The sequence below is a fragment of the Burkholderia anthinoferrum genome (genome assembly GCF_002925705.1).
GTDB lineage: Bacteria > Pseudomonadota > Gammaproteobacteria > Burkholderiales > Burkholderiaceae > Burkholderia > Burkholderia semiarida.
Map to the genome: position 1 here is coordinate 1 of NZ_LFZP01000078.1, position 25,262 is coordinate 25,262.

17 protein-coding genes are annotated in these 25,262 nt (G+C 68.4%); 12 read left to right on the top strand and 5 right to left on the bottom strand.

Going from position 1 to position 25,262, the window contains the following annotated elements; genetic code table 11:
• Positions 1-234: 234 nt before the first annotated feature.
• Complete coding sequence (gene ansP, locus C5F75_RS35770; RefSeq protein WP_059578910.1) at positions 235-1,725, bottom strand: L-asparagine permease; 1,491 nt, start codon at positions 1,723-1,725, stop codon at positions 235-237.
• Positions 1,726-2,185: 460 nt separating this feature from the next.
• Here ansP and C5F75_RS35775 point away from each other — a divergent pair, with 460 nt between their 5' ends.
• The 4 genes from C5F75_RS35775 (at position 2,186) to C5F75_RS35790 (ending at position 5,151) form a co-directional block, all read left to right on the top strand.
• Complete coding sequence (locus C5F75_RS35775; RefSeq protein WP_059578913.1) at positions 2,186-2,992, top strand: transporter substrate-binding domain-containing protein; 807 nt, start codon at positions 2,186-2,188, stop codon at positions 2,990-2,992.
• Positions 2,993-3,081: 89 nt separating this feature from the next.
• A complete protein-coding gene (locus tag C5F75_RS35780; RefSeq protein WP_104013526.1) occupies positions 3,082-3,768 on the top strand; it encodes an amino acid ABC transporter permease in 687 nt (228 codons plus the stop codon).
• The gene (locus tag C5F75_RS35785) at positions 3,765-4,415 is read left to right on the top strand and encodes an amino acid ABC transporter permease (RefSeq protein WP_059638614.1); all 651 of its coding nucleotides are present in this window, start codon (positions 3,765-3,767) and stop codon (positions 4,413-4,415) included. The genes C5F75_RS35780 and C5F75_RS35785 overlap by 4 nt, the downstream gene beginning before the upstream one ends.
• A complete protein-coding gene (locus C5F75_RS35790; protein ID WP_099318347.1) occupies positions 4,402-5,151 on the top strand; it encodes an amino acid ABC transporter ATP-binding protein in 750 nt (249 codons plus the stop codon). Before C5F75_RS35785 ends, C5F75_RS35790 begins: the two co-directional genes overlap by 14 nt.
• Positions 5,152-5,350: 199 nt before the next feature.
• Here C5F75_RS35790 and C5F75_RS35795 read toward each other — a convergent pair whose 3' ends face one another.
• On the bottom strand, positions 5,351-5,887 hold the full coding sequence (locus C5F75_RS35795) for a carboxymuconolactone decarboxylase family protein (protein WP_104013527.1): 537 nt from the start codon (positions 5,885-5,887) through the stop codon (positions 5,351-5,353).
• A gap of 129 nt (positions 5,888-6,016) precedes the next feature.
• On the opposite strand from C5F75_RS35795, the gene C5F75_RS35800 reads away from it, so the two are divergent.
• Together C5F75_RS35800 and C5F75_RS35805 are read left to right on the top strand one after the other, a co-directional pair.
• On the top strand, positions 6,017-6,997 hold the full coding sequence (locus C5F75_RS35800) for an AraC family transcriptional regulator (RefSeq protein ID WP_059638618.1): 981 nt from the start codon (positions 6,017-6,019) through the stop codon (positions 6,995-6,997).
• 295 nt (positions 6,998-7,292) lie between these two features.
• Positions 7,293-8,198, top strand: coding sequence for a LysR family transcriptional regulator (locus C5F75_RS35805; RefSeq protein WP_104013528.1), 906 nt, complete (start codon positions 7,293-7,295; stop codon positions 8,196-8,198).
• Positions 8,199-8,409: 211 nt separating this feature from the next.
• On the opposite strand, the gene C5F75_RS35810 is transcribed toward C5F75_RS35805, so the two are convergent.
• Entirely contained in the window at positions 8,410-10,479 is a 2,070-nt protein-coding gene (locus C5F75_RS35810) for a 2Fe-2S iron-sulfur cluster-binding protein (RefSeq protein WP_104013529.1), read from the bottom strand.
• Between the two features lie 88 nt (positions 10,480-10,567).
• Positions 10,568-11,185 (bottom strand): glutathione S-transferase family protein, encoded by a 618-nt coding sequence (locus tag C5F75_RS35815; RefSeq protein WP_104013530.1) that lies wholly within the window; start codon positions 11,183-11,185, stop codon positions 10,568-10,570.
• A gap of 551 nt (positions 11,186-11,736) precedes the next feature.
• On the opposite strand from C5F75_RS35815, the gene C5F75_RS35820 reads away from it, so the two are divergent.
• The 3 genes from C5F75_RS35820 (at position 11,737) to C5F75_RS35830 (ending at position 18,673) form a co-directional block, all read left to right on the top strand.
• Positions 11,737-16,134, top strand: a complete 4,398-nt coding sequence (locus C5F75_RS35820; protein ID WP_104013531.1) for an autotransporter domain-containing protein — start codon at positions 11,737-11,739, stop codon at positions 16,132-16,134.
• A gap of 299 nt (positions 16,135-16,433) precedes the next feature.
• A complete protein-coding gene (locus C5F75_RS35825) occupies positions 16,434-17,153 on the top strand; it encodes a response regulator transcription factor (RefSeq protein WP_050016036.1) in 720 nt (239 codons plus the stop codon).
• Positions 17,153-18,673: a sensor histidine kinase gene (locus C5F75_RS35830; RefSeq protein WP_104013536.1), complete on the top strand. Its 1,521-nt coding sequence runs from the start codon at positions 17,153-17,155 to the stop codon at positions 18,671-18,673. Before C5F75_RS35825 ends, C5F75_RS35830 begins: the two co-directional genes overlap by 1 nt.
• A gap of 15 nt (positions 18,674-18,688) precedes the next feature.
• Here C5F75_RS35830 and C5F75_RS35835 read toward each other — a convergent pair whose 3' ends face one another.
• The gene (locus tag C5F75_RS35835; protein ID WP_104013532.1) at positions 18,689-19,789 is read right to left on the bottom strand and encodes an AraC family transcriptional regulator; all 1,101 of its coding nucleotides are present in this window, start codon (positions 19,787-19,789) and stop codon (positions 18,689-18,691) included.
• Positions 19,790-20,100: 311 nt separating this feature from the next.
• Here C5F75_RS35835 and C5F75_RS35840 point away from each other — a divergent pair, with 311 nt between their 5' ends.
• The 3 genes from C5F75_RS35840 to C5F75_RS35850 all read left to right on the top strand — a co-directional run bounded on the left by C5F75_RS35840 (position 20,101) and on the right by C5F75_RS35850 (position 25,123).
• The gene (locus C5F75_RS35840) at positions 20,101-21,735 is read left to right on the top strand and encodes an AMP-binding protein (RefSeq protein WP_104013533.1); all 1,635 of its coding nucleotides are present in this window, start codon (positions 20,101-20,103) and stop codon (positions 21,733-21,735) included.
• A 133-nt stretch (positions 21,736-21,868) separates the two neighbouring features.
• Entirely contained in the window at positions 21,869-22,915 is a 1,047-nt protein-coding gene (locus C5F75_RS35845) for an AraC family transcriptional regulator (RefSeq protein WP_059578948.1), read from the top strand.
• A 417-nt stretch (positions 22,916-23,332) separates the two neighbouring features.
• A complete protein-coding gene (locus C5F75_RS35850) occupies positions 23,333-25,123 on the top strand; it encodes an acyl-CoA dehydrogenase (protein WP_104013535.1) in 1,791 nt (596 codons plus the stop codon).
• Positions 25,124-25,262 lie beyond the last annotated feature (139 nt).

The following is a 25,262-nucleotide window of genomic DNA, read 5'->3' on the forward strand; positions in this document are numbered from 1 at the left end:
GGCGGCCTGGGCCGCGGTGGCCAGCTTCAGGTCAACTGACGCTGACGGGCCGGCGGGATGCCGCCGGCCGCTTGTCGCGCGCGACCCACCCATTGCGAGCGCCTTGCCGGTCGGTGAGCCATGCCGTGCGGACGTGGCGTCCCGGGTGCTCGTCCCCGATCGTTGCCACACGGCGTCGTCGGACACCCGGCACGACTCGGCGGGAACGGTCGCCGAGTCGCGCCGGGCCGGGGCTCAGTCGTCTCCTTTCTCCAGTACGTTCTGCGTGAGCGTGACCGACGGAATCGTCGGCTTGAGCAACGCACGGCGCGCGCGACGGCTCAGCCACTTCCAGCCAGCCACGAGCAGCAGCGCGACCAGCGGGATCGATGCGATCGTCCACGTGCCGTTCGGGTAGTCGAACGCCATCAATACCAGCACGCCGAGCAGGAACAGCAGCGTGAGCCACGACGTCACGGGTGCGCCCGGCATCCTGAACGATACGTCGTCCACCTCGCCGCGCCTGACCGCGGCGCGGAACTTCATCTGGCACACGACGATGAAGCCCCATGTGCTGACGATGCCGAGCGACGCGATGTTCAGCACGATCTCGAACACGCTCGACGGCACGAGATAGTTGAGCAGCACGCCGACCACATAGATCGCGACCGTCACCAGAATGCCCGCGTACGGCACGGATTGCGCGCTCATTCGCGCGAGGAACGCGGGAGCCGAGCCGCCCATCGACAGCGAACGCAACACGCGCCCCGTCGAATACAGGCCGGAGTTGAGGCTCGACAGCGCGGCGGTCAGCACGACGAGGTTCATCACCGAGCCGATGCCCGGCACGCCGAGCGCGCCGAAGAACGTGACGAACGGGCTCTGGCCCGCCTTGTACGCGCTCCACGGCAGCAGGCACACCAGCAGCACCACCGACGCGACGTAGAAAATCGCGATGCGCCAGATCACGTTGTTGATCGCGCGCGGCAGCACCTTGCGTGCATCCTTGCATTCGCCGGCAGCCGTGCCGACGAGTTCGACGCCCGCGAACGCGAATACCACGCCCTGTACCAGCACCAGCGCCGGCATCAGTCCGTGCGGAAAGAACCCGCCGTTGTCGGTGATCAGATGCATGCCGGTGTCATGGCCGGCGACCGGCATGCCCGTGCCGAGGATGACCGAACCGATCACGAGAAACAGCACGATCGCGGCGACCTTGATCAGCGCGAACCAGAACTCCATCTCGGCGAACCACTTCACGCCGATCAGGTTCATCGTCGCGACGATGCAGAGCGCGACGAGCGCGAAGATCCACTGCGGCACGGCCGCGAACGGCGCCCAGTAATGCATGTAGAGCGCGACGGCGGTGATGTCGACGATGCCGGTCATCGCCCAGTTCAGGAAGTACATCCAGCCGGCGACGAACGATGCCTTCTCGCCGAGGAATTCGCGCGCGTACGACACGAAGCTGCCGCTGCTGGGGCGATGCATCACGAGCTCGCCGAGCGCGCGCAGGATCAGGAACGAAAACGCGCCGCATACCAGATAGACGATCGCGAGCGACGGGCCGGCGGCCTGCAGCCGGCCGCCCGCCCCGAGAAACAGCCCGGTGCCGATGGCCCCGCCAATCGCGATCATCTGCACCTGTCGATTGCCGAGGGTCTTGTGATAGCCGGCTTCGTGCGATTCGAGCCAGCTGCGTTTGTCGGTTTCGCCGGTTGTCGACGGTTCGGGAATCGATGCCATGACGGTATCCTCGCGCACGGATGGGATTGAATTCATCCCGATCGCGAGGCGATCGGGACCACCGGTACCGGCGGACGAGGGCGCGGAATCAAGCGCACCTGTCCTGATTGCGATTCGCCGGGCGTGGCGAACGGCACGGTACGTCGCGAACGTATTCAGCCGTAATTCCCGTCACAAACGGAATGCAAATTTCGACTGGGCCTGTTCGAATCCGTGCATAGGGGCCGGGCGGCGGGTGAACCGGTCAGTTAATTTGGTGCGCCGGCGCGCCCTGTGAGGGCAACCGCCGCCGCCGGCGCCGGCTCATGCACCGAAATGAGGAATGCGGATCGACGGGTCGCCCGGCTGGGTCGGTGCGGCAAGCGTTGCACGGGGCGTGGCCCGGTTCTTGCTGGAGTCGTGTCGGGCCGCGCAACGGTTGCGCGCGCCCCGACGACATACCAGACAAGGAAGATTCACCGTGAGCCCGACGACCCGACCGTTCCCCCGACGCACCTGGCTGGCTGCGTTGATCGCCGCACCCGTGATGGCGCTGTTCGCCGCCGCGCCGGCCCATGCCGATGCGCTCGACACCATCGCGAAAAACGGCACGCTGCGCGTCGCGGTGCCCGAGGACTATCCGCCTTTCGGCTCGGTCGGCACGGACATGCAGCCGCAGGGCTACGACATCGACATGGCCGGCCTGCTCGCCAAGGCGCTCGGCGTCAAGCTGAAGCTGGTGCCCGTGAACAGCGCGAACCGGATTCCGTACCTGACGACCAACAAGGTCGACATGGTGATCTCGTCGCTCGGCAAGACGCCGGAGCGCGAGAAGGTCATCGATTTCTCGAGCGCGTACGCACCGTATTTCCAGGGCGTGTTCGGCCCGTCCGACGTGAAGGTGAGCGCGCCCGCCGACCTGACCGGCAAGACGGTCGGCGCCACGCGCGGCGCGCTCGAGGAGATCGCGCTGTCGCAGCTCGCGCCCAACGCGACGATCAAGCGCTTCGAGGACAACAACGCGACGATCCAGGCGTTCCTGTCGGGGCAAGTGCAACTGATCGCGGCCGGCAACATCGTCGCGGCGGCGATTCTCGCGAAGAATCCGCCGCGCCGCCCCGAGGTCAAGTTCGTGATCAAGAATTCGCCATGCTTCGTCGGCGTCAACAAGAACGAACCGCGCCTGCTCGCGAAGATCGATGATGCGATCGCGCATGCGAAGCAGGACGGCACGCTGGGCGAGATGTCGCGGAAGTGGCTCGGCCAGCCGCTGCCGGCCGGACTGTGACGAATCGTCGTGTCGCCTGATACGTCGCCGCTGCCGGCATGCCGGGCGCGGCGCGTGTCGTTGTCCGAACCCGAATTCATTCCGTTCCCATGAGCTACCAGCTTCAATTCGGCGAGCTCGCCGAATACGTCGGCGTGTTCGCGAGCGGCGCGGCGATCACGCTCGCGCTGACCGCGGTCGCGACCGTGCTCGGCGTGGCGGTCGGCGTGCTCGGCGCGGCCGCGTACAGCGCCGACGCGCACGCGGCCGTACGATTGCGCCCGCTGATCGGCGCGTACGTCGAGGCGATCCGCAATACGCCGTTCGTCGTCCAGCTTTTCTTCATCTTCTTCGGCTTGCCGGCGCTCGGCGTGCACATCGACGAATACACGGCCGCGATTCTCGCGATGACGCTCAATCTCGGTGCGTACTCGGTCGAGATCGTGCGCGCGGGCGTGGCCGCCGTGCCGAAAGGGCATCTGGAGGCCGCGTCGGCGCTGGCGATGTCGCGCGCGCAGATGCTGCGCCACGTCGTGCTGCCGCAGGCGCTCGCCAAGGTGTTTCCCGCGCTGTCGAGCCAGATCGTGATCACGATGCTCGGTTCGGCGGTCGTGTCGCAGATCTCGGTGGCCGACCTGACCTATGCGGCCGGCTACATTCAGTCGCGCAACTTCCGCGCGTTCGAGACGTACTTCGTGATCACGCTCGCGTATCTGGCGATGGCGCTGCTGCTGCGCGCCACGCTCGGCGCGATGGGTCGCCGCCTGTTTTCCCGTCGCCTGCGAGGTGCGCGATGACCGATTTCACGTTCGGGCAGATTCTCACGAACCTGCTGCTGGCCGCGCGCTGGACGATCGTGCTGTCGATCGTGTCGTTCGTGACGGGCGGCCTCGTCGGCCTCGGGCTGCTCGTGATGCGCGTATCGAGTTCGACACTGCTGCGCGGCGTCGCGAAGCTCTATATCGAAGTGTTCCAGGGCACCCCGTTGCTGATGCAACTGTTCATCGTGTTCTTCGGCCTGCCGCTCGTCGGGCTCGACGTGCCGCCGTGGGTCGCGGCCACGGCAGGGCTCACGTTCTTCACCAGCGCGTATCTCGCGGAAATCTGGCGCGGCTGCGTCGAGGCCGTGCCGAAGGGGCAATGGGAGGCATCGGCGAGCCTGGCGATGAGCTACGTCGAGCAACTGCGTCACGTGATCCTGCCGCAGGCCGCGCGCATCGCGATCGCGCCGACGGTGGGCTTCGGCGTGCAGGCCGTGAAGGATACGGCGCTGGTGTCGATCATCGGCTTCACCGAGCTGACGAAGGTCGGCATCGCGATCTCGAACGCGACGTTCCGGCCGTTCGTCGTGTACGGCCTCGTCGCACTGATCTATTTCGCGCTCTGTTATCCGCTTACCCGTTACGCGCGCACGTTGCAAAGGAGATGGCATGCCGCTCGTTGAAACCCGTGGTCTCGAAAAGAACTTCGGCACCCATCATGTGCTCAAGGGCATCGATTTTTCCGTCGAGCGCGGGCAGGTCGTCTCGATCATCGGCCGCAGCGGCTCGGGCAAGAGCACGCTGTTGCGCACGCTCAACGGGCTCGAGAGCATCGACGCGGGCTCGATCTCGGTCGACGGCGAACGCGTGGATGCGCGGCATGCGGACCTGCGTGCGCTGCGGCTCAAGGTCGGCATGGTGTTCCAGCAATACAACCTGTTTCCGCACCTGAGCGCCGGGCAAAACGTGATGCTCGCGCAGTCGGTGGTGAAGAAGGTGCATCGCCAGCAGGCGCGCGCGATCGCGGAACTGATGCTCGAGCGTGTGGGCCTCGGCGACAAGTTCGACGCGTTTCCGGAACAACTGTCGGGCGGCCAGCAGCAGCGCGTCGCGATCGCGCGTGCGCTCGCGATGAAGCCGAGCGTGCTGCTGTGCGACGAAATCACGTCCGCGCTCGATCCCGAGCTCGTCGGCGAGGTGCTGGGCGTCGTCGAGCAGCTTGCGCGCGAGGACATGACGCTGATCATGGTCACGCACGAGATGAACTTCGCGCGTGCGGTGAGCGACAGGATCGTGTTCATGCACCAAGGCCGCGTGTGGGAGAGCGGAACGGCCGACGAGATCTTCGAGCGGCCGCAGACGGTGGAGTTGACGCGGTTTCTGGGCAGCGTCCGGAACCCGGAGGCGGCCGCGCGCTGATACGCGGTGCCGGCGCGGCTGCGCATGTCGATAGACGACTTCGGACCGGATTATTCGAGCTTGCTGTACGTGTGCACCGGCGTGGCGGCAGCGCACGCCGGCGCCCGTGTTCCGGGCGCGCCGGCGAGTATCCGTTCCGATGAAGGCCGACGGATGAATCATCCGGATTCGGTTGCCGCCGCCGCGCACGGACGCGCCGTTACTCCACGGCCGGAAAATCGAGCGTCGTGTCGTTCACGCGGTTCACGAGATTCGTGAACGTGATCGACGCGATGGCAAGATTGATCTCGATCAGCTGACGTTCCGTATAGCCAGCTGCACGTACTGCATCGACGACTGCACCGGGCACCGTGCCACGCGTGCCGACGAGCGTACGGACATACGTGACCAGCGCATCCCGCGCGGCGTCGCCGGTTGCCTCGCCCGCGCGCACCTGCTTCATCTGATCGCTCGTCAGGCCGGCCAGCTTGCCCATCAGCGTGTGAGCCGCGACGCAGTAGTCACAGCCCGCGTATTCGCTGACCGCCAGCTTGATGACTTCGACGTCTGCCTTGCCGAGCGTGCTCGACGCGACAGCGGCGTCGAACGCCAGCGCCGCGCCGAGTGCGTCGGGGCTGTGCGTTCCGATGGTTGCGTACGCATTGGGCACCTTGCCGACGGCCTTCTTGATCTTCGCGAATACTTCGGCGGCCGGGCCGGTTGCGTCTTCGGGGCGAATGGTGGTGAGACGGGACATGATCGACTCCTTCGTTCGGATTGAGGGTTGAACCGCTTAGCCATGTCGTATGGCATGGGAGTCAGTGTAGGGGTGCGCGGCGAGTTCTTTAATGCCATAATTCCGCAACTTCATGCCCAAACGTCTCATATGGAACTGCTGGACCGACTGCTCGCGCTGATGCCGGTCACCGGACGGCTGGATGTGCGGTGCCACTTCGGCTCGCCGTGGCGCATCGACCATCCCGAGTCGAGCGAGTGGGAATTTCCCTATCACGTGCTGTTGCGCGGCGAGGCCGTGGTGGAAGGCGACGCCGGCGCGAAAGGCGAACCCGCGCTTCGAATGAAAGCCGGCGATATCGTGCTGTTTCCTTCCGGCAGCGCGCACAGCCTGCGCGACGGCAGCGGCAAGCCGCCCCGCCCGGCACGCGAGCGGCATCAGGACGGCCTGACCATTGTCACGAACGGCCGCACACGCGATGGCGCCGATGTGCTCTGCGGCCGCTTCATCCTCCCGGCGGTGCCGCAGCAGTTGCTGCGCGACCATCTGCCGGGGCGTTTGCTGGTAAGCAGCGTGAGCGAGGGCGACGGACCGGCGCGCGACGCCGCATTCGCGGCCACCAGGCTCGCCCGCGTCATCGAATTGATGCGCGAGGAAGCGTTCGAGCAACGACCGGGCAGCGCGACGGTCGTGAACCAGTTGTCGGGCGCGCTGTTTGCGTTGACCCTGCGATGCGCGTCCGATACCGGCCACGCGCCGCGCGGCCTGCTGGCGCTTGCGCAGCGTCAGCGGCTGCAGCCGGCGCTCGCGGCCATGTTCGATGAACCTGATAAGCCGTGGACGCTTCCGCAACTGGCCGCGCTCTGTCACATGTCGCGTGCCACGTTCGCACGCCACTTTGAAGAGGCGATCAGCCGCTCGGCAAGCGATGTGCTGACGGAAATCCGCATGGCGCTGGCCGGGCGCAAGCTGGCGCAAACGACGATGTCCGTCGCGGAGATCGGCGAATCGGTCGGATATCGATCGGAGGCCGCATTCCAACGGGTGTTCAAACGGCAGGTAGGCATGACGCCGGCGAAGTGGCGCATGCGGTCGTCGCAAACCGCGGAGCCGCAGGCGCGTTCAGCGTGACGGACGATGCGCACGCTGCGTTCGCCCGTCGGTTCCGTCCGGGCACGGCGTTCGCGCAATCGCGTGGATGCGGATCGGCCGCGCCATGTTGCCGCTCGATCGCTGCCGGCCGGCGACCACGCATCCGTCGACGACGCTCGTGCATGCACGGGCCATGATCGTCGCGCATCGATGTCGCACGCGGAGCGGGTTCGAAACTTTGCTATGCTGGCCGCCGCCATGCGGCGACATGGATGCGCACGATACGCACGCTGCGCGTGAGGACACGTTCACTTCACCCGGATATCTTTCAGACATGGACAGGCTCCAGGCCATGACCACCTTCGTCACGGTGGTCGAGACGGAAGGATTCGCATCGGCGGCGCGCAAGCTGAACGTATCGCCGTCGGTAATCAGCCGCGTGATGACGGAGCTCGAGGAGCATCTGGGCGTGCGGCTCTTGACGCGGACGACGCGCGTGGTCCGCATCACCGATGCGGGCGCGTCGTTTTACGAAGACTGCCGGCGAATCCTGGCGGACATCGACGCGGCGGAGCTTTCCGCCACCGGCACCGGCAATACGCCACGCGGCCAGCTCACCGTCACCGCGCCGGTGCTGTTCGGCAAGACCTACGTGACGCCTATCGCGCTCGAGTATCTGGAGCAGCATCCTTTCGTCAATCTCAACTGCTGGTTTCTGGACCGCGTCGTGAATCTCGTCGATGAAGGCGCCGACGTGGCCGTGCGCATCGGCGAGCTTCCGAATTCGTCGCTGCAGGCGATCCCGGTCGGCAAGGTGCGGCGCGTGCTGTGCGCTTCTCCCGCTTATCTCAGTGCGCACGGCACGCCGCGGCATCCGGACGATCTCGCGGCTCACGTCACGATCCAGGCGACGGGCATCACGCCGGCGCCGGAATGGCGCTTGCGCGCGCGGGACAAGACGCTCACCGTCCCTATCCAGCCGCGCCTGGTGACCACGACGAACGATTCCGCGATCGCCGCGGCGACGGCCGGCCTCGGAATCGTGCGCCTGCTGTCCTATCAGGTGGTCGACGAGCTCGCGCAAGGCACGCTGTGCGTGCTGCTGGCCGAGCACGAACTTGCCCCGCTTCCGGTTCATGTCGTGCATCGGGAGGGCAGGCACGCGAACCGGAAGGCGCGCGCCTTCATCGATCTCTGCGTCGAAAAGCTGAGAGCCAAGGCGCCGATGTGGTCTGCATAGCCGACAGCGGCGAGTCGGCACGGCGCGTGCGACGGAACCATCCCGAACGGCGCGCGTATCAAGCATCGCATTCCGTTTTCAAGCAGGCCCTGCAGGCCGAGATCGCTCAGGCGGGGATGATCGTCGGGCCTGCGCCCGAGCACGACGTTGACGTCTTTCCGGATCAAACGCCTTTCGTTGGCAATCGTCGCCGCGTGACGCGGGTTCTGAATTACGCGTCGAGCAGCAGACGGTCGCCGCCGCCCGATTCGCGATGCGCGGGCACCGCGCAGCAGATCAGCGCTTCGTCGTCCGCTACCTTGAATTCCGGCGCGACCGGATACGTCACCGCGCCTTCGACGATCCGGGTGCGGCAGGTGCCGCAACTGCCTCCCCGGCACCCGTATTCGGGCGTCAGGCCGCGCGCCTCGGCCAGCTCCAGCAGCGAGCCGCTGCCCGGTTGCCAGCGCGCTTCCTTGCCCGACTTGACGAATGCAACGGGTGTCGGCGTATCCGCCGGCGCGCGCAGCGGGGCACGCGCGCCCGGATCGGCGCGACGCTCGAGCCCGGAAGGGCCGAACGACTCCGCGTGGATTCGGTCGTCCGCCACGTTCAGGTCGCGCAGCCCGTCATAGATCGCCTGCATGAAGCCCGACGGTCCGCACAGATAGAAGTCGTAATCGTCGAACGGCAGCGTGGCGCGCAACAGGTTCGCATCGATGCGGCCGACGACGTCGAACTCGTCGCCCTCGCGCGCGCCGCCCGCGTCCGACAGGACGCGCACCACGTTCACCGCGCCGTTCGCCGCCGATGCGAGCTGGGCGATCTCGTCGCTGAACGCGCGTTCCTGCACGGAGCGTGCGGCGTGAAAGAACCAGGTCTTGCGCGTGCCGCGCTTGCGCGCGCCTTCGTAGACGATGTGACGCAACATCGCCAGCATCGGCGTGATCCCGACACCGGCCGCCAGTAATACGGCGGGACGGCGCTCGAGCGCATCGATCGTGAATTGCCCGGCGGGCGCCCGGACGTCGATGCGGTCACCGACCTGCACCATGTCATGCAGATGCGACGACACGCGTCCTTCGCGCTTGACGCTGATGCGATACACGCCGTCTGACGGCGCGCTCGACAACGTATAAGTGCGGATGAGCGGAGCGCCGTTCTCCGACAGGTTCACGCGAATCGGCACGTGCTGGCCCGCCAGATGCGGTACCAATCCGGCGCCGTCCTCGGGATCGAGCTGAAACGAGCGGATCAGCGTGCTCTCGTCGGTGATTTTCGCGACCCTGAACGGACGCCACGCCCGTGCCAGTTCGGCCGCTTTCAGGCGGCGCGCGGCCTCGTCCCAGCTTCCCGTCATCAGCGAGTTGGGCGACCAGCCTTCCGCCCGGAACGTCCAGCGCAACGGCAATGCGCCGGCGCGATAAACGACGCGGCGCGGCTTGAAGCGCCACAGTCGCTCCGCGCCCTGAAATGCGGCGATCTCGGGCGAATCGAGGTCGACTTCGGCTTCACCGGTCATCTGCAACACGTCGCCGGTTTCGAAGTCGGCGAACACGATGCCCGCGCGCGGATTGACCAGGAAATTGCCGAGTGTCGCGAAGAACAGGTTGCCGGCGAAATCGGGGATCGTCAGCACGCCGTCGTCGCCGATGCGCACGAACCCCGCCTTGCCGCCGCGATGCGAAACGTCGACCTGACGTTCGGCGCCGTCGCCGACGTAGGACGCAACGAACAGCGTGTCGGCAGCCGCGATGATCGCGCGGGCGCGATCGTCGAGATGATCGCTCTGCTCAGGTGCGATTGCGGAAAACGTATCGGGTTCGCGTACGAACGCGAAATCGCGCAACTGGATGTATTGCGGGCAGTTGCCGAAGCTCTGCACGACGTCGAGATCGAATGCGCGCGTCTCGCCGCGGCGGATCACGCCGTTCAGCCGATTGCGACGCCGCGTATGCAGTTCGATGCCGAGCAGGCCGATCGCCGCGCCGTCGCGCGTGCCGCCGGCAGCCGGATCGTTCGGATCGAATACGGTGTCGATGCGCAGACGCTTGTCGTTCGGCGACTGCATGAAGCCGGGCCGGCCGAACGCGAACGTCGCCCATACGTCGCCGTCGTCCGCCACCGCACCGACGACGACGAAAGGCAACTGCGCGAAGAACGCTCGATGCTGGTCGGGCATGTGGTTCCTGACGAAGCGCCGTCCCACGCTGTCCATCTTCTGCATCACGCCTGTCTTTTCCTGCAGCTCGAGTTCGCCCCGATGCCACGGCGAGTTCGATTCATTCGATACCGTGCTCAAGATGTGTCTCCTCGACGGAATTTGCACATGACGCATTGGGCGCGCCGGCGTCGCCCGTCGGCCTGCACGGGCGACGGGCCGACTTCGCTCACGCAGCCGCCGCGAGCCCGACCGGCGTCTTCACGAACTCGACGAAGCCAGGCAACGCTTCGATGCGGCGCAGCCACGCCGCGACGTTCGAATAGCCCGACAGATCCACGTTGCCTTCCGGCGCGCGCGCGACGTAGCTGTACAACGCGACGTCGGCGATGGTCGGCTTCGGCCCGACGATGAAGTCGCGCGCCGCGAGTTCGGCGTCGATGAGCGCGAGGATGCGATGCGCACGGGCGATCACTTCGTCGGCGTTGAACTTCGCGCCGAACACCGTGATGAGCCGCGCGGCGGCCGGGCCGAATGCGATCTCGCCGGCCGCGACGGACAACCAGCGCTGCACGGCGGCTTCCTGTACGGGCGATGGCGGGAGGAAGTCGTGGTTGCCCGACGTGCGGGCGAGATACACGAGAATGGCATTCGAATCGGCGATCACGGTGTCCCCGTCCACCAGCACCGGCACCTGACCGAAGCGGTTCAGCGCCAGAAATTCAGGCGACTTGTGCGCGCCGGCGGCCAGGTCGACTTCAATCAGTTCGTGCTCGATGCCGAGCAGCGAGATGAGCAGGCGTGCGCGGTGCGAATGACCGGAAAGCGGGTGAACGTAGAGCTTCATGACGGTGTCCTTTGGGCAGGTGCGACGAGCAGGTCTCATCGCTTGCGGTAAGTCTAGAAACTCGTCGGCTGCGGCAGAATCCCCGCTGCCGAGAATTGATCGTTCTCGTTTCCAGACGAGTCGGACGAAAGCCGGTGTGGTCGTCAAGGCGCGTGACGGGCGTGTTGGCGTTGTCTTCCGTGTCGGTCCCGAACCGGCTGGCAGGCCGGCGGGCACGTGGAGACCGAGCGGCGGTCGCGCATTGAAAGACGCCGTGTGTCAGGCGTACGGACGGAAGACATCGGGTAGCCGGGGGCGACCACGAGGCGTCGTCGACCGCGTCGTGTCTTCCGCTCGCCGCCGGAGCGTGACGGGGCCACGACAACCTGGATGGGCTGCCGACGTAGGTGTTATATTGCGCGCGCATGCGCCCCGACCGATGAACCAACACAATCAGTATCCGCGGACCGGCGCGCCATAGAAAGACAACTAGAACGGGTCCGTCGCGCCATCGGGGCAGCCTCTCCGTGACCGGCGCCAGGCCCATGGGTCTATGCACCGAGGGGATCGACATGAACCGGGTCTATCGGCTGGTCTGGAGCCGCAGCTTGCATGCTCCGCAAGTGGTATCCGAACGCACGAGGGCGTCGCACGGCGGAGTCGACACCGGCCATGGCGCCACGCCCGCGCGCCGCCGCGCCTGCCTCGTTTCGATCGGCGTGTCGCTCGGTCTGGCCGGCGCGGCCGTCCCGGGTTGGGCCGCCACGTGTTCGTCCGCCACCATCGCGAATTGCAGCGCGCCCGGCGGCGACGGCATCCCGGACCGAAGCGGCAACGGCGGCAGCGGTAACGGCGGTGGCGGGGGTTCGTCTACGTTGGGCGGAGGCTCGGCCACGGTCCAGGTCCCCGGCGGGGCCACGTCAGGCGGGACAGGCGGCACCGGTGCGACGAACGACAGCGGCCAGGGCGGCCCCGGCGGAGCGCCAGCCGTGGTGCTCGCCGGCGATGCGGTGGTCAACGCGAACGCGCAAGGCGGCGCCGGTCAGGCCTTCGATGGATTCAATTTCGCCGGCGGTGCCGGTGGCGGCGGCGCGGGCGTGTATTCGACCGGCACCAGCGTGACCGTCAACAACGGCGTGACGGTGCAGGGCGGCACCGGCGGGAATGGCGGAGCCGGCACGTCGGGGCCTGCGTCGAACGGCGGCGGTGGAGGCGGCGGGGGCGCTGCGCTCGTCATGGTGACGCCGGCGGCCGACGTGACGAACCAGGGAGCGCTCGTCGGCGGAAACGGCGGCAACGGGGGCAGTGGCGGAAACCCGGGCGGCGGCGGCGGGGGCGGCGACGGGCTGCTGACCTTGGGGCCCGGTTCGCAGGTGACCAACCTCGGGACCATCACCGGCGGTGTGGGCGGCGTCAGCGGCGGTGGCGCAAGCACGGCCGGAGCCAGCGGCGCCGGTGTCAACCTGGCCGGCGGCTTCACCGTGCTGACCAACGTCGGCACGATCGCCGGCGGCGCCGGCAACGGCGCGGCCGCCGGGGCCGGCGTCATCGTCAATGGCGGCGATTTCGTCGTCAACGGCGGTACGATCTCGGGCGGCTTGTACGCGGACGGCGTCACGCGCGCGGCAGCCGTCCGGTTCAACGGCGCGAACAATACACTGCAGTTGGTGACCGGGTCCAACATCGTCGGAAACCTCGAGGTGGCTGCTGCGGCGGCGGCCACCATCATCGCGGGCTCCCCCGGGCTCACGCTGTCCAACCAGGTGACGCTCGGCGATGCCGCGTCCCGGGTGACTTTCAATTCCGGCGCGACTGGCCTAGTGGTTTCAGGCGTGGTATCCGGGGCGGGCAGTGTGGCCGTGAGCGGCGGCCGAACGATCACGCTGACGGGAGACAACACCTATACCGGCGGCACCACCATCAGCGCCGGCACGCTGCAGATCGGCAGCGGCGGGACCACGGGCTCGGTCGTCGGCAACATCGTCAACAATGGCACGTTGGCGTTCAACCGCAGCGACACGGTGACGTATGGCGGCACCGTCAGCGGGGCGGGCGGCCTCGTGCAGGCGGGTACCGGCACGCTCGCGATATCCGGCGCCGCCAGCTATACGGGGAGCACCGCGATCAACGGCGGCACGCTCGCGCTGATCGGCACGGGCAGCATCGCTGCTTCCAGCGGGATTGCCAACAACGGCACGTTCGACATCTCGGGGACGACTTCGGGCGCCACGATCAATGCGCTCACGGGTACGGGCACGGTCGCGTTGGGCAGCCGGACGCTGACGCTCGCCAATGCGGCCGGCACGTTCAGCGGCGTGATCGGCGGCACCGGCGGGCTCACCGTGGCGGGCGGCACGCAAACGCTGTCGGGCGCCCACGCCTTTACCGGTGCAACGTCGATCAACGCCGGCACGCTGGCATTGACCGGTTCGGGCAGCCTGGCCGCCTCCAGCGCAATCGCCAACAACGGCACGTTCGATATCTCGGGGACGACGGCCGGGGCGACGATCAATACGCTCACCGGCGCGGGCACGGTGGCGCTGGGCGGTCGCACGCTGACGCTCGCGAATGCGGCCGGCACGTTCAGCGGCGTGATCGGCGGCACCGGCGGCCTGACGGTTGCGGGCGGTACGCAGGCGCTGTCCGGTACGAACGGCTTTACCGGTGCAACGTCGATCAACGCCGGCACGCTGGCATTAACCGGTTCGGGCAGCCTGGCCGCCTCCAGCGCAATCGCCAACAACGGCACGTTCGACATCTCGGCGACCGCCGCCGGGGCGACGATCAATGCGCTGACCGGCACGGGCACGGTGGCGCTGGGCAGCCGCACGCTGACGCTGGCCAATGCGGCCGGCACGTTCGGCGGAACCATCAACGGGACGGGCGCACTGACCGTCGGCGGCGGTACGCAAACACTGTCGGCGGCGAACGCCTACACGGGCGCTACCACCGTCAATGCCGGAACGCTGGCGCTGACCGGTTCGGGCAGCATTGCGGCCTCCAGCGCGGTCGTCGACAACGGGACGTTCGATATCTCGGGGACGACCGCCGGGGCGACGATCAATGCGCTCACGGGTACGGGCACGGTCGCGCTGGGCGGTCGCACGTTGACGCTCGCCAATGCGGCCGGCACGTTCGGCGGTGTGATTGACGGCACCGGCGGGCTGACCGTGGCGGGCGGCACGCAAACGCTGTCCGGCGTGAACACATACACCGGGGCGACGACGGTCGACGCGGGCACGCTCGCGTTGTCGGGCGCCGGCCGGCTGGCGTCGTCCACGTCGGTCACGCTGGCCGGCCAAGCGGCCGCGCTCGACCTGTCCGCGGCCGGCAGCCAGACGGTCGCGCATCTGTCCGGCGTGGCAGGCAGCCGCGTAGTGGTGGGCGGCAGCGCGCTCACGCTGGCCGACGACTCGTCGCAAACCTTCAGCGGCAGCCTCGTCGGCACCGGCGGCCTGGTCAAACGAGGCGCGGGCATGCTGACGCTGAACGGTATCAGCAACGCGTTCTCCGGAACGACGACGGTGGCGGGCGGCACGTTGGCCGTTGGCGACGCGGCGAATGCCGGTGCAGTGCTGGGGGGCAATGTCGTGGTCGATGCGCTCGGCACGTTGCGCGGCCATGGCACGGTAGCGGGCGCCGTCAGCAGCAGCGGGGTGGTCGCGCCGGGCGGTTCGATCGGAACGCTGACCGTGGGCGGCAACTACACGCAGGCGGCGGGCGGCACGCTGTCGATCGAGGTCAGCCCGACGGAAGCATCGCAATTGCGCGTGGGCGGCACCGCGACGCTCGGCGGTTCGTTGGCCGTTCTGTTCGATCCCGGCACCTATACCGCCCGCCGCTACACCGTGCTGAGCGCGGCCAACGGCGTGACGGGCCGTTTCTCGAACGTCGGCACCAGCACGGCCGGCGCGAATCTCGGCGCGTTGCAATCGTCGGTGGACTACGGCGCCAATGCGGTCGACCTGCTGCTCGCCGAGCCGGCCGGGCCCGGCACGCCGGCCGGCCCGGGCACGCCGGCCGGCCCAACGGTCATCGCGCCGACCAGGACGTCGATCTACACGGCGCTCGGCACGACGGCCTTGCTGCAGGCGCAAGACGCCAGTTCGACGCTGCTCGGGCGTCTCGCCGGCCGGCAGGATGACGCGGCGGGTGCCAGCAACGTGTGGGCCGTGGCCAATGGTTCCAGCACCAAGGTGGGCGGCACGGGCGGCGCGCCGGGCTTCCTCACGCACGCGTACGGGTTCCTGGCGGGCGCACAGGGGCGGCTCGGCGAAGCGACGGTCGGTGCGGCGGGCGGCTACACGCACACCACGCTGGCGGAAGACACGACAGGCGCATCAGGCGCCATCGACACGCTGCGCGTCGCGCTGTACGGCGCGCGGCCGATCGGCGCCGTCAATCTGTCGGCGGCGCTCGGCTACGGTCTCGATTTCCTGTCGCAGAAGCGGCCGTTCGGCAGCGTGGGTACCGCCGAAGGCGACCATCTCGGCCACGAATTCACCGCCGCCACGCAGGCCAGTCTGCCGATGGAAGCCGGCGGTTTCCGGTTCACGCCGCACATCGGACTGCGGTATGCGTACGTGCGCGGCACCGGCTTCGGCGAGAACGGCGCCAACGGCCAGAACCTGAACGTCGGGCCCGACAGTGCGAGAAGCCTTCAGCCTTACGCGGGCGTGTCGCTCGACAAGGCGTTCGGCGACGCCGTGCGCCCGGTCGGCGTCCAGCTTCGCGTCGGCTATGCGCACGAGGTGCTGCGCGGCAGCCGCGTCGTCCAGGTGCAGAGCCAGGACGGGACCGTGTTCGCGGCGCCGGGTACCGATCTTCCGCGCGCGTTCCTGACCACGGGCGCCAGTGTCACGCTGCAGGCCGCCAAGACGACCACGGTATCGCTCGGGCTGGATGCGACGATCGATACGAGCCACGTGTCGGCGCAGTCCGCATATGTGCGCGTCAATTCCCGGTTCTGACCGCATGGGAGCCGAGATGGCGAAACCGTGCCGTCTTTTCGAACCGGCCTTTTGGCGTTTGCGCCGGAGCGTGTCGAATCGGGTTCGAGGGGCCGGAGCGGGAAGCCTCGCCGAGATTGGCTCACATCACGAGTACGATCCAGATTTAAACGATTTGTGATCACTCTCCGCCGCAAAATTTTGCACAATGACGGCAGCGCGGCCTTTCGCCGGGCGGCGATCCGGGCGACCGCGCGCCGCCCGGCAACCGCCCGACAACCCTTACCGAGCGTCGCGCCGACGTGCCGCCGCCCACCGCCATGGACCAACCGAAACGCATCCTGATCGTCGAGGACGACGCCGACATCGCCGACGTGCTGAGCCTGCACCTGCGCGACGAGCGCTACGAGGTCGTGCACAGCGCGGACGGCGCCGAAGGGCTGCGCCTGCTCGAACAGGGCAACTGGGACGCGCTGATCCTCGACCTGATGCTGCCGGGCGTCGACGGCCTCGAAATCTGCCGGCGCGCGCGGGCGATGACGCGCTACACGCCGATCATCATCACGAGCGCGCGCTCGAGCGAGGTGCACCGGATCCTCGGCCTCGAACTCGGCGCCGACGACTACCTCGCGAAGCCGTTCTCGGTGCTCGAACTCGTCGCGCGCGTGAAGGCGCTGCTGCGGCGCGTCGATGCGCTCGCACGCGATTCGCGGATCGACGCGGGCACGCTCGACGTCGCCGGGCTCGCGATCGACCCGATCGCGCGCGAGGCGAGCGTCGACGGCGCACGCATCGACCTCACGCCGCGCGAATTCGACCTGCTGTATTTCTTCGCGCGGCACCCGGGCAAGGTGTTTTCGCGGATGGACCTGCTCAATGCGGTGTGGGGCTACCAGCACGAAGGCTACGAGCACACGGTCAATACCCACATCAACCGGCTGCGCGCGAAGATCGAGGCCGATCCGGCCGAGCCCGTGCGGATCCTCACCGTCTGGGGCCGCGGCTACAAGCTCGCCGCGCCGGGGCAGCGGGACGCATGATGAAACTCACGCTCACGCGGCGGCTGTCGCTCGTGTTCTCGATCCTGCTGCTCGCGTGCTCGGGCGCGTCGGCGTGGCTGCAGATCCGCGCGAACGACATGCGCGAGAAGGAAGTCGTGCAGGCGCTGTCGCGCGATCTGGCAGCCAACATCGCGGGCAGCGCGCCGCTGATGGACGCGAACGGGCTGCGCCCCGACGCCGTGCGCACGCTGTTCGGCCAGTTGATGGGCGTGAACCCGAGCGTCGAGGTGTACCTGCTCGACAACGCGGGGCGCATCAAGGGCGACGACGCGCCGCCTGGCCACGTGAAGCGCGACCGCGTCGATCTCGCGCCCGTGCAGCGCTTCATCGCGGGCCAGCCGCTGCCGATTCTCGGCGACGACCCGCGCAGCCCGGACGCGCGCAAGGTGTTCAGCGCCGCGCCGCTGCAGCGCGCGGGGCAGCCGCCGTCGGGCTACATCTACGTGGTGCTGCTCGGCGAGGCGCATGACCGGCTCGCCGCGCGCGTCGACGCCGGCAACGTGCTGCGCACGACGCTGTGGTCGATGGCGATCGTCGCACTGCTCGGCCTGCTCGCGGGCCTCGTCGCCTTCAGCTTCATCACGCGCCCGTTGCGCCGGCTGACGGCCGCGATGCGCGGCTTCGACGCGAACGGCGCGCCCGGCGCGCCAGCCATGCCCGCCATGCCCGATACGCAGCCGCCGGTGCTGCGCTTGCCGCCGGGCCGCCGCGGCGACGACATCGCGGTGCTCGAATCCGCGTTCGCGCAGATGGCCGACCGGATCGGCGAACAGTGGCGCGCATTGACGCGCCAGGACCAGCAGCGGCGCGAACTGATCACGAACATCTCGCACGACCTGCGCACGCCGCTCACGTCGCTGCATGGCTATCTGGAGACGCTGTCGCTGAAGGCCGACACGCTGGCCGAGCCCGAACGGCGGCGCTACCTGTCGATCGCGCTCGCGCAGAGCGCGAAGGTCGGGCGGCTCGCGCAGGCGCTGTTCGAGCTCGCGCGGCTCGAATCGGGCGGCGTGCAGGCCGAGCGCGAGCCGTTCTCGCTCGTCGATCTCGTGCAGGACGTGTTCCAGAAGTTCGAGCTGACCGCGCAATCGCGCGGCGTCGCGTTGCATGCGCGGATCCCGCCGCGCGTGCCGGTCGTGTCGGCCGATCTCGGGATGATCGAGCGCGTGCTGACCAACCTGCTCGACAACGCGCTGCGGCACACGCCTTCGCAGGGCGAGGTCGAGATCGCGCTCGAGCCTCGGGAAGACCGTGTGGTCGTGACGGTGTCGGATACCGGGGAAGGGATTCCGGCGGCGCGGCGCGAAGGGCTGTTCCAGCGGCCGCAGCGGCCGATCAGCGGCGGCACGGCGACGAGCGGCGGGCTCGGCCTGTTGATCGTGCACCGGATGCTGGCGCTCAACGGCAGCAGCATCCGGCTCGTCGACCGGGCCGGGCACGGCGCGGTGTTCGAGTTTGCGCTGGCGGTCGCGTCGCCGGCCGCCGGCGACGCGCGCTGACCGCCGGCGGCGGCGTTACCCGCCGCGCTTGCGCCGCACGTCGGTCGGCGTCGTGCCGGTCCAGCGCTTGAACGCGTGGCGGAATCCCACCGCATCGCTGAAGCCGAGCGTCAACGCGATGTCCTCGATGCTGAGCGTGGTCGTGCCGAGGTAGTCGATCGCGAGCGCCTTGCGCACGCTCGTCAGCAGTTCGCTGTACGACGTGCCTTCGGCTTCGAGCTTGCGGCGCAGCGTGCGCGAGGTCATGCAGAGGATTTCGGCGATCGCGTCGATGTCCGGGAATTGTCCCGGCGTGCGGGTGAGCTCCTCGTATACGCGTCGCGTGATGCCCGACTGGCTGCGCAATTCGTCGAGCAACCGGGCGCAGTGCGACGACATCTGCGCGGCGGTGATCGGGTTCGCGAGCTGCGGCGCGCGCGCGAGCCATGCCGCCGGATAGCTGAGCATGTGATGCGGCTGGTCGAACGCGATCGGGCATTCGAGCGCGTCGGCCAGCAGCGCAGCGTGCGGCGGCCGCGGCTGCGCGAACTGCGCGCGCGCCGGCACGCACCATCCGCCCATCACGTCCTTGATGACCGTCACGTGCAGCGCGAACTGCATGTCGATCAGGAAACGGTACAGCGCCGCGTCGAGATCGGGCAGCGTGACCTCGTGCCGGGCCGGAAACAGCCACGACGCGGTATCGCCCTGTTCGACCCAGCGGATCGGCAGCATGCCGTTCGCGAGCCGGTGATACTTGACGGCCGAATCGAACGCGCGCGCGAGCGATTCCGAGCACAGCATCGCGTAGCCGTACATCCCGTAGCTCGACGCGTGCAGCCGGCGGCCGACGCGCACGCCGAGGTCGGTGCCGTCGTACCGGTTGACCGCATTGCGCGCGGCCGTCAGGAACTGCAGCGGCGACGTGAGCGTGAACGGATCGACGACGTCGGCCGGCGTGAGCCCGGTGCCGGCGAGCACCGTGGCCGGATCGAGGCCGGCGTGCGCGGCCACGTCGACCAGCACGGCCAGCTTGGCCGGCGTGAAGCGCTGCGCGCGCAACGCGTGGGCGGCCTCGGCGTCGGGCAGCCGGGCGGGACGGGCGTCGGTCGGTTTCAACAGCGCGCTGCGCGGCATGGCGGGATCCTGCGTCCGAATCGATATCGTTGACGGCCCGCAATTCTGCTCGGGAACGGTCCCGTCCGCCACAGGGTTCACCCTGATGCAGCGATGGAAAAGGCCGGCCGGACGGGTGTTCGCGGTGTGAGTGGCGCAGGCGCGTGCGTTCGCGTGTCCGTTTCGATCATGTTTTCGGCCGCGCGGATCATTTGCAACGCGCATCGCGCGGGCGATAGTCGCCGGTCAGGCGGCGGCCCGCGTCCTTTCGGCGTGCAGGCCGCCGTGAGAGCGGTACGCACGCTGGCGTGCCGCGCCCAGAGGAGTGAGACATGACGAAGAGACACTGGATCGGGTCGTATGGCTCGATCCCCGCCGAGATCGACGCCGATCGCCATCCTTCCGTAAGCGCGCTGCTGGACGACGCGATGCGCCGCTTCGCCGATCGTCCGGCGTTCCATGCATTCGGCCGCACGCTCACCTATGCCGACGTCGAGCGCCTGTCGACCGCGCTGGCCGCGTATCTGCAGCAGGTCGTCGGCGTGCGCAAGGGCGACCGCGTGGCCGTGATGCTGCCCAACGTGCTCGCGTTCCCGGTCGTGTTCGTCGCCGTCGCGAAGATCGGCGCGGTGCAGGTCAACGTGAATCCGCACTACACCGCGCGCGAGCTCGAGCATCAGCTCGACGACGCCGGGGTCGAGGTGGCGATCGTCTGCGGCGGGTCGATGGGCACGTTCGCGGACGTGGTCGGCCGCACGCGCGTGCGCATCGTGCTGAGCGTGGGCCGGGAGGATCTCGGCGTCGTCGATGCGCCGGCCGGCACGTGCGACACGCTGCCGCCCGGCTCGACCGCGCTCGCGCACGCCATCGCCGCGGGCGAATCGCTCGCGTGCGAGCCGGTTGCGCTGAGCGGCGCGGACCTGTTGCTGCTGCAATACACGGGCGGCACGACCGGCCTGTCGAAGGGCGCGGCGCTGTCGCATCGCAACCTCGCCGCGAACATCGCGCAGTTCGCGGCGATCGTGCCGGATGCGCGCCGGCCCGGCGAGGAAGTCGTCGTCACGGCGATCCCGCTGTATCACATCTTCGCGCTGACGGTGAACTTCCTGTCCTACTTCGCGATTGGCGCGCAGAACTGGCTCGTCGCGAACCCGCGCGACATGGACGGGTTCATCGACGTGCTGAAGGCCGCGCGGCCGACGGTGTTCGTCGGCGTGAACACGCTGTACGCGGGGCTCGCCGGCCATCCGCGCCTGAAGGAGGTCGACTGGTCGCGGCTGAAGCTGTCGGCCGGCGGCGGCGCGGCGGTGATCGACGTGATCTCGTCGCGCTGGAAGGCGGTGACGGGCAATTTCATCCGCGAGGGCTACGGGCTGTCGGAAACGTCGCCGGTCGTGTCGTTCAACCCGCAGTCGATCGACAACTTCACGGGCACCACGGGCGTGCCGCTGCCGTCGACCGACGTGAAGCTGCTCGACGACCAGGATCGCGAGGTGGCGATCGGCGAAGCGGGCGAGATCTGCGTGAAGGGGCCGCAGGTGATGGGCGGCTACTGGCGGAAGCCGGACGCGAACGCGGCCGCGTTCACCGCGGACGGCTATTTCCGCACCGGCGACGTCGGCGTGTTCGACGCGGCGGGCTTCCTGCGGATCGTCGATCGCAAGAAGGACATGATCATCGTATCGGGCTTCAACGTGTATCCGAACGAGATCGAGGCGGTCGCGACCGCGCTGCCGGGCGTCGCCGAATGCGCGTGCATCGGCGTGCCGGACCCGCGCACGGGCGAGGCCGTCAAGCTGTTCGTGGTGTGCGCGCCGGACGCCGACGTGACGGAGGCGCAGCTCGTCGCGCACTGCCGCGCGAGCCTGGCCGCGTACAAGGTGCCGAAGCTGGTGCGCTTCGTCGACCGGCTGCCGAAGTCGACGGTCGGCAAGATCCTGCGCCGGGAACTCAGCCGCACCGACTGATGGCGGCCACGCGCCGCGCGGCCGCGGCCGCCCGGCACGGCACGGCCCGGTGCGGCCCGGTGCGCGTCCAAGCCCGAAGGTCGCGCGCGGGCCGCTCAAGTACAATGCGGTCGGTTCGATCGACGGGGACGCGATGACCGGCTCAGATTCACTTTCCGCCCGGCCCGGGCGTGCGCTGCCGTCGCCGAGCGCGACGGTGCCGATCTCGCTCGTCAACGGCTTTCTCGCGAGCGCGGGCGCGCGGCGCGACGTGGTCGAGCGCTACCTGCGCGGCGCCGGCATTCCGATCGAACTGCTCGGCGAGCCGCATGCGCGCGTGACGGAGGAGCAGTTCTCGACGCTGTACCGCACGCTCGCGATCGACCTCGACGACGAGATGCCCGGCATCTTCTCGCGTCCGTTGCGCGGCGGCACGCTGAAGTACCTGTGCCTGAGCCTGCTCGATGCGCGCAACCTCGAAACGGCGCTGCATCGTTTCGGGCAATTCTTCCATATCCTGCTCGACGACTTCTTCGTCGAATCGAAGCGCGACGAGCTCGTCGCGCAGGTGCTGCTGCGCCCGAACGACGCCATCGGCCCGATCGGCGCGCTCGGCCAGGAGCTGATGCTCAAGCTCGTGCACGGCGTGTGCTCCTGGCTGATCGGGCAGAAGATTCCGCTGCTGCAGATCGAGTTCGCGTGCCCGCGGCCGCGCCATGCGGTCGACCACCTGTACTTCTTCACCGGCGCCGTGCAGTTCGACTGCGCGCGTACGCTGATGCGCTTCAGCGCCGATTACCTCGACGCGCCGATCCGCCAGAGCAAGCGCAACCTGCGCAAGTTCCTCGCGCGTGCGCCCGGCGACTGGATCTTCGAATCGTTCAGCGAACAGCTCGTGTGCCATCGCGTGCGGCAGTACCTGTCGGCGGCGCTGCCCGACCTGCCCGCGATCGACCAGGCGGCCGAGCACCTGCATTGTTCGGTGCGCACGCTGAGCCGTCATCTGGCCGCCGAAGGGACGACGTTCCAGGTACTGAAGGACGAGCTGCGGCGCGATATCGCGATCCAGCGGCTGACCGACACGCCCGACACGATCGCGGCGATCGGCGCCGATATCGGCTTCGACGATCCGAGCGCGTTTCATCGCGCGTTCCGGCACTGGACGGGCAGTACGCCGGGGACGTATCGGCGCCGGGCGTGACGCGGGCGCGGCGCCGGGTGTCACCGATTCGCGGGGCCGCGGATGGAATCCCATAACCGGACACCTTGGCGGTTTTCATGGCCGGTTCTTCAGAGGACACCCCCATAACCGGCTCCCTTTGCTGCGCCGAGCGGGGCCGCCGCGCGTACGCGTGGCCGTTTTTTTGGCGCGCTTCACCGCAATCTCCGATACGGGCGGATCGGGCGCCGACGCCCGCGCGGCGGGCTTCTCCGCCGGGCGGCAGGGTCGCCGCCGGTGCGCGGCGTGGCCGATTTTGTCACCATGTGGGCCGGATATGACAATGAAAATCCGGACCCCCGGCGTTAGGATGGCCCATCACGTCGCCCGGTCCTGGCCGGTTCTGCCGTATCGGACCCCGTGGCGCCCCCAATTCACCGCCTGATTGGAACATCGACCATGAGCTATAACGCCCCCGTCAAGGACATGCTGTTCGTGCTGAAGGAACTCGCGGGCATCGACGCCGTCGCGCAGTTGCCGGGTTTCGAGGATGCGGGTTACGACACGGCGCAGGCCGTGCTCGACGAGTCCGCGAAATTCTGCGGCGAGGTGCTGGCGCCGCTGAACGTCGAAGGCGATCGCAATCCGAGCAGCTGGAAGGACGGCGTCGTGACCGCGACGCCGGGCTTCGGCGAAGCGTTCCGCCAGTTCGTCGAAGGCGGCTGGCAGGGGCTGCAGCATCCGGCCGAATACGACGGCCAGGGGCTGCCGAAGCTGATCGCGACGCCGTGCATCGAGATGCTGAACGCGTCGAACCTGTCGTTCGCGCTGTGCCCGCTGCTCACCGACGGCGCGATCGAGGCGCTGCTGACGGCCGGCACCGACGCGCAGAAGCAGCGCTACGTGCCGAAGCTGATCTCCGGCGAATGGACGGGCACGATGAACCTGACCGAGCCGCAGGCGGGCTCCGACCTCGCGCTGGTGCGCTCGCGCGCGGAGCCGCAGGGCGACGGCACGTACAAGGTGTTCGGCACGAAGATCTTCATCACGTGGGGCGAGCACGACATGGCGGACAACATCGTCCATCTGGTGCTGGCGCGCACGCCGAATGCGCCGGAAGGCGTGAAGGGCATTTCGCTGTTCATCGTGCCGAAGTTCCTGGTCAACGACGACGGCTCGCTCGGTGCGCGCAACGACGTGCACTGCGTGTCGATCGAGCACAAGCTCGGGATCAAGGCGAGCCCGACGGCGGTGCTGCAATACGGCGATCACGGCGGCGCGATCGGCTATCTGGTGGGCGAGGAGAACCGCGGCCTCGAATACATGTTCATCATGATGAACGCGGCGCGCTTCGGGGTCGGGATGCAGGGGATCGGCGTGGCCGATCGCGCGTACCAGAAGGCGGCCGCATTCGCGAAGGAACGCGTGCAGAGCCGTCCGGTGGATGGCTCGGCGAAGCAGTCGGTGACGATCATCCATCACCCGGACGTGCGCCGGATGCTGGGCACGATGCGTGCGCTGACCGAAGGCGCGCGGGCGCTGGCCTATGTGGCCGCCGCGCACAGCGACATTGCCCACCGCCATGCGGACGACGCGACGCGCGCGCGTCATCAGGCGATCTACGAATATCTGGTGCCGGTCGTGAAGGGCTGGAGCACGGAGATGGTGAACGACGTGGCGAGCCTCGGCGTGCAGGTGCATGGCGGGATGGGCTTCATCGAGGAAACCGGCGCCGCGCAGTACTACCGCGATGCGCGGATCCTGGCGATCTACGAAGGCACGACCGCGATCCAGGCGAACGACCTCGTCGGCCGCAAGACGCTGCGCGACGGCGGCGCGGTCGCGAAGGCGCTGATCGCGGAGATCGGCGAGACCGTCACGGCGCTCGACAAGATCGACGGCGCGGCGGCCGCGTCGATGAAGGCGCAACTGGAGAAGGGCGCGCGCGCGTTGTCGACGGTGGTCGACTACGTGCTCGCGAACGCGAAGCAGGACCCGAACGCGGTGTTCGCGGGCAGCGTGCCGTATCTGAAGCTCGCGGGCGTCGTGCTGTGCGGCTGGCAGATGGCGCGTGCGCTGCTGGCCGCGCACGCGAACCGTGCGAGCGACACGGCGTTCTTCGACGCGAAGATCGCGATCGCGCAATGCTATGCGGAGCACGTGCTCGTGCAGGCGGGTGCGCTCGAGGCGTCGATCGTCGGCGCGAAGGGCAACGAGAGCGTGCTCGCGTTGACGGAAGACCAGTTCTGACCGCTGACGGTCGGGACGCAGCAGGAGACAGGATTTTGACCACACAGGACTTGCTCGCGCAGTACGGCCCGCGCGAATCGATGGAATACGACGTCGTGATCGTCGGCGGCGGCCCCGCCGGGCTGTCGGCGGCGATCCG

Excerpts from the sequence above, each read along its gene's own strand:
- C5F75_RS35805 (WP_104013528.1), top strand. The coding sequence starts at position 7,293 with ATGGACAGGCTCCAGGCCATGACCACCTTCGTCACGGTGGTCGAGACG.
- C5F75_RS35825 (WP_050016036.1), top strand. The coding sequence starts at position 16,434 with ATGGACCAACCGAAACGCATCCTGATCGTCGAGGACGACGCCGACATC.
- C5F75_RS35795 (WP_104013527.1), bottom strand. The coding sequence starts at position 5,887 with ATGTCCCGTCTCACCACCATTCGCCCCGAAGACGCAACCGGCCCGGCC.
- C5F75_RS35845 (WP_059578948.1), top strand. The coding sequence starts at position 21,869 with ATGACCGGCTCAGATTCACTTTCCGCCCGGCCCGGGCGTGCGCTGCCG.
- C5F75_RS35830 (WP_104013536.1), top strand. The coding sequence starts at position 17,153 with ATGAAACTCACGCTCACGCGGCGGCTGTCGCTCGTGTTCTCGATCCTG.
- C5F75_RS35800 (WP_059638618.1), top strand. The coding sequence starts at position 6,017 with ATGGAACTGCTGGACCGACTGCTCGCGCTGATGCCGGTCACCGGACGG.
- C5F75_RS35840 (WP_104013533.1), top strand. The coding sequence starts at position 20,101 with ATGACGAAGAGACACTGGATCGGGTCGTATGGCTCGATCCCCGCCGAG.
- C5F75_RS35815 (WP_104013530.1), bottom strand. The coding sequence starts at position 11,185 with ATGAAGCTCTACGTTCACCCGCTTTCCGGTCATTCGCACCGCGCACGC.
- ansP (WP_059578910.1), bottom strand. The coding sequence starts at position 1,725 with ATGGCATCGATTCCCGAACCGTCGACAACCGGCGAAACCGACAAACGC.
- C5F75_RS35850 (WP_104013535.1), top strand. The coding sequence starts at position 23,333 with ATGAGCTATAACGCCCCCGTCAAGGACATGCTGTTCGTGCTGAAGGAA.
- C5F75_RS35785 (WP_059638614.1), top strand. The coding sequence starts at position 3,765 with ATGACCGATTTCACGTTCGGGCAGATTCTCACGAACCTGCTGCTGGCC.
- C5F75_RS35790 (WP_099318347.1), top strand. The coding sequence starts at position 4,402 with ATGCCGCTCGTTGAAACCCGTGGTCTCGAAAAGAACTTCGGCACCCAT.
- C5F75_RS35820 (WP_104013531.1), top strand. The coding sequence starts at position 11,737 with ATGAACCGGGTCTATCGGCTGGTCTGGAGCCGCAGCTTGCATGCTCCG.
- C5F75_RS35835 (WP_104013532.1), bottom strand. The coding sequence starts at position 19,789 with ATGCCGCGCAGCGCGCTGTTGAAACCGACCGACGCCCGTCCCGCCCGG.
- C5F75_RS35780 (WP_104013526.1), top strand. The coding sequence starts at position 3,082 with ATGAGCTACCAGCTTCAATTCGGCGAGCTCGCCGAATACGTCGGCGTG.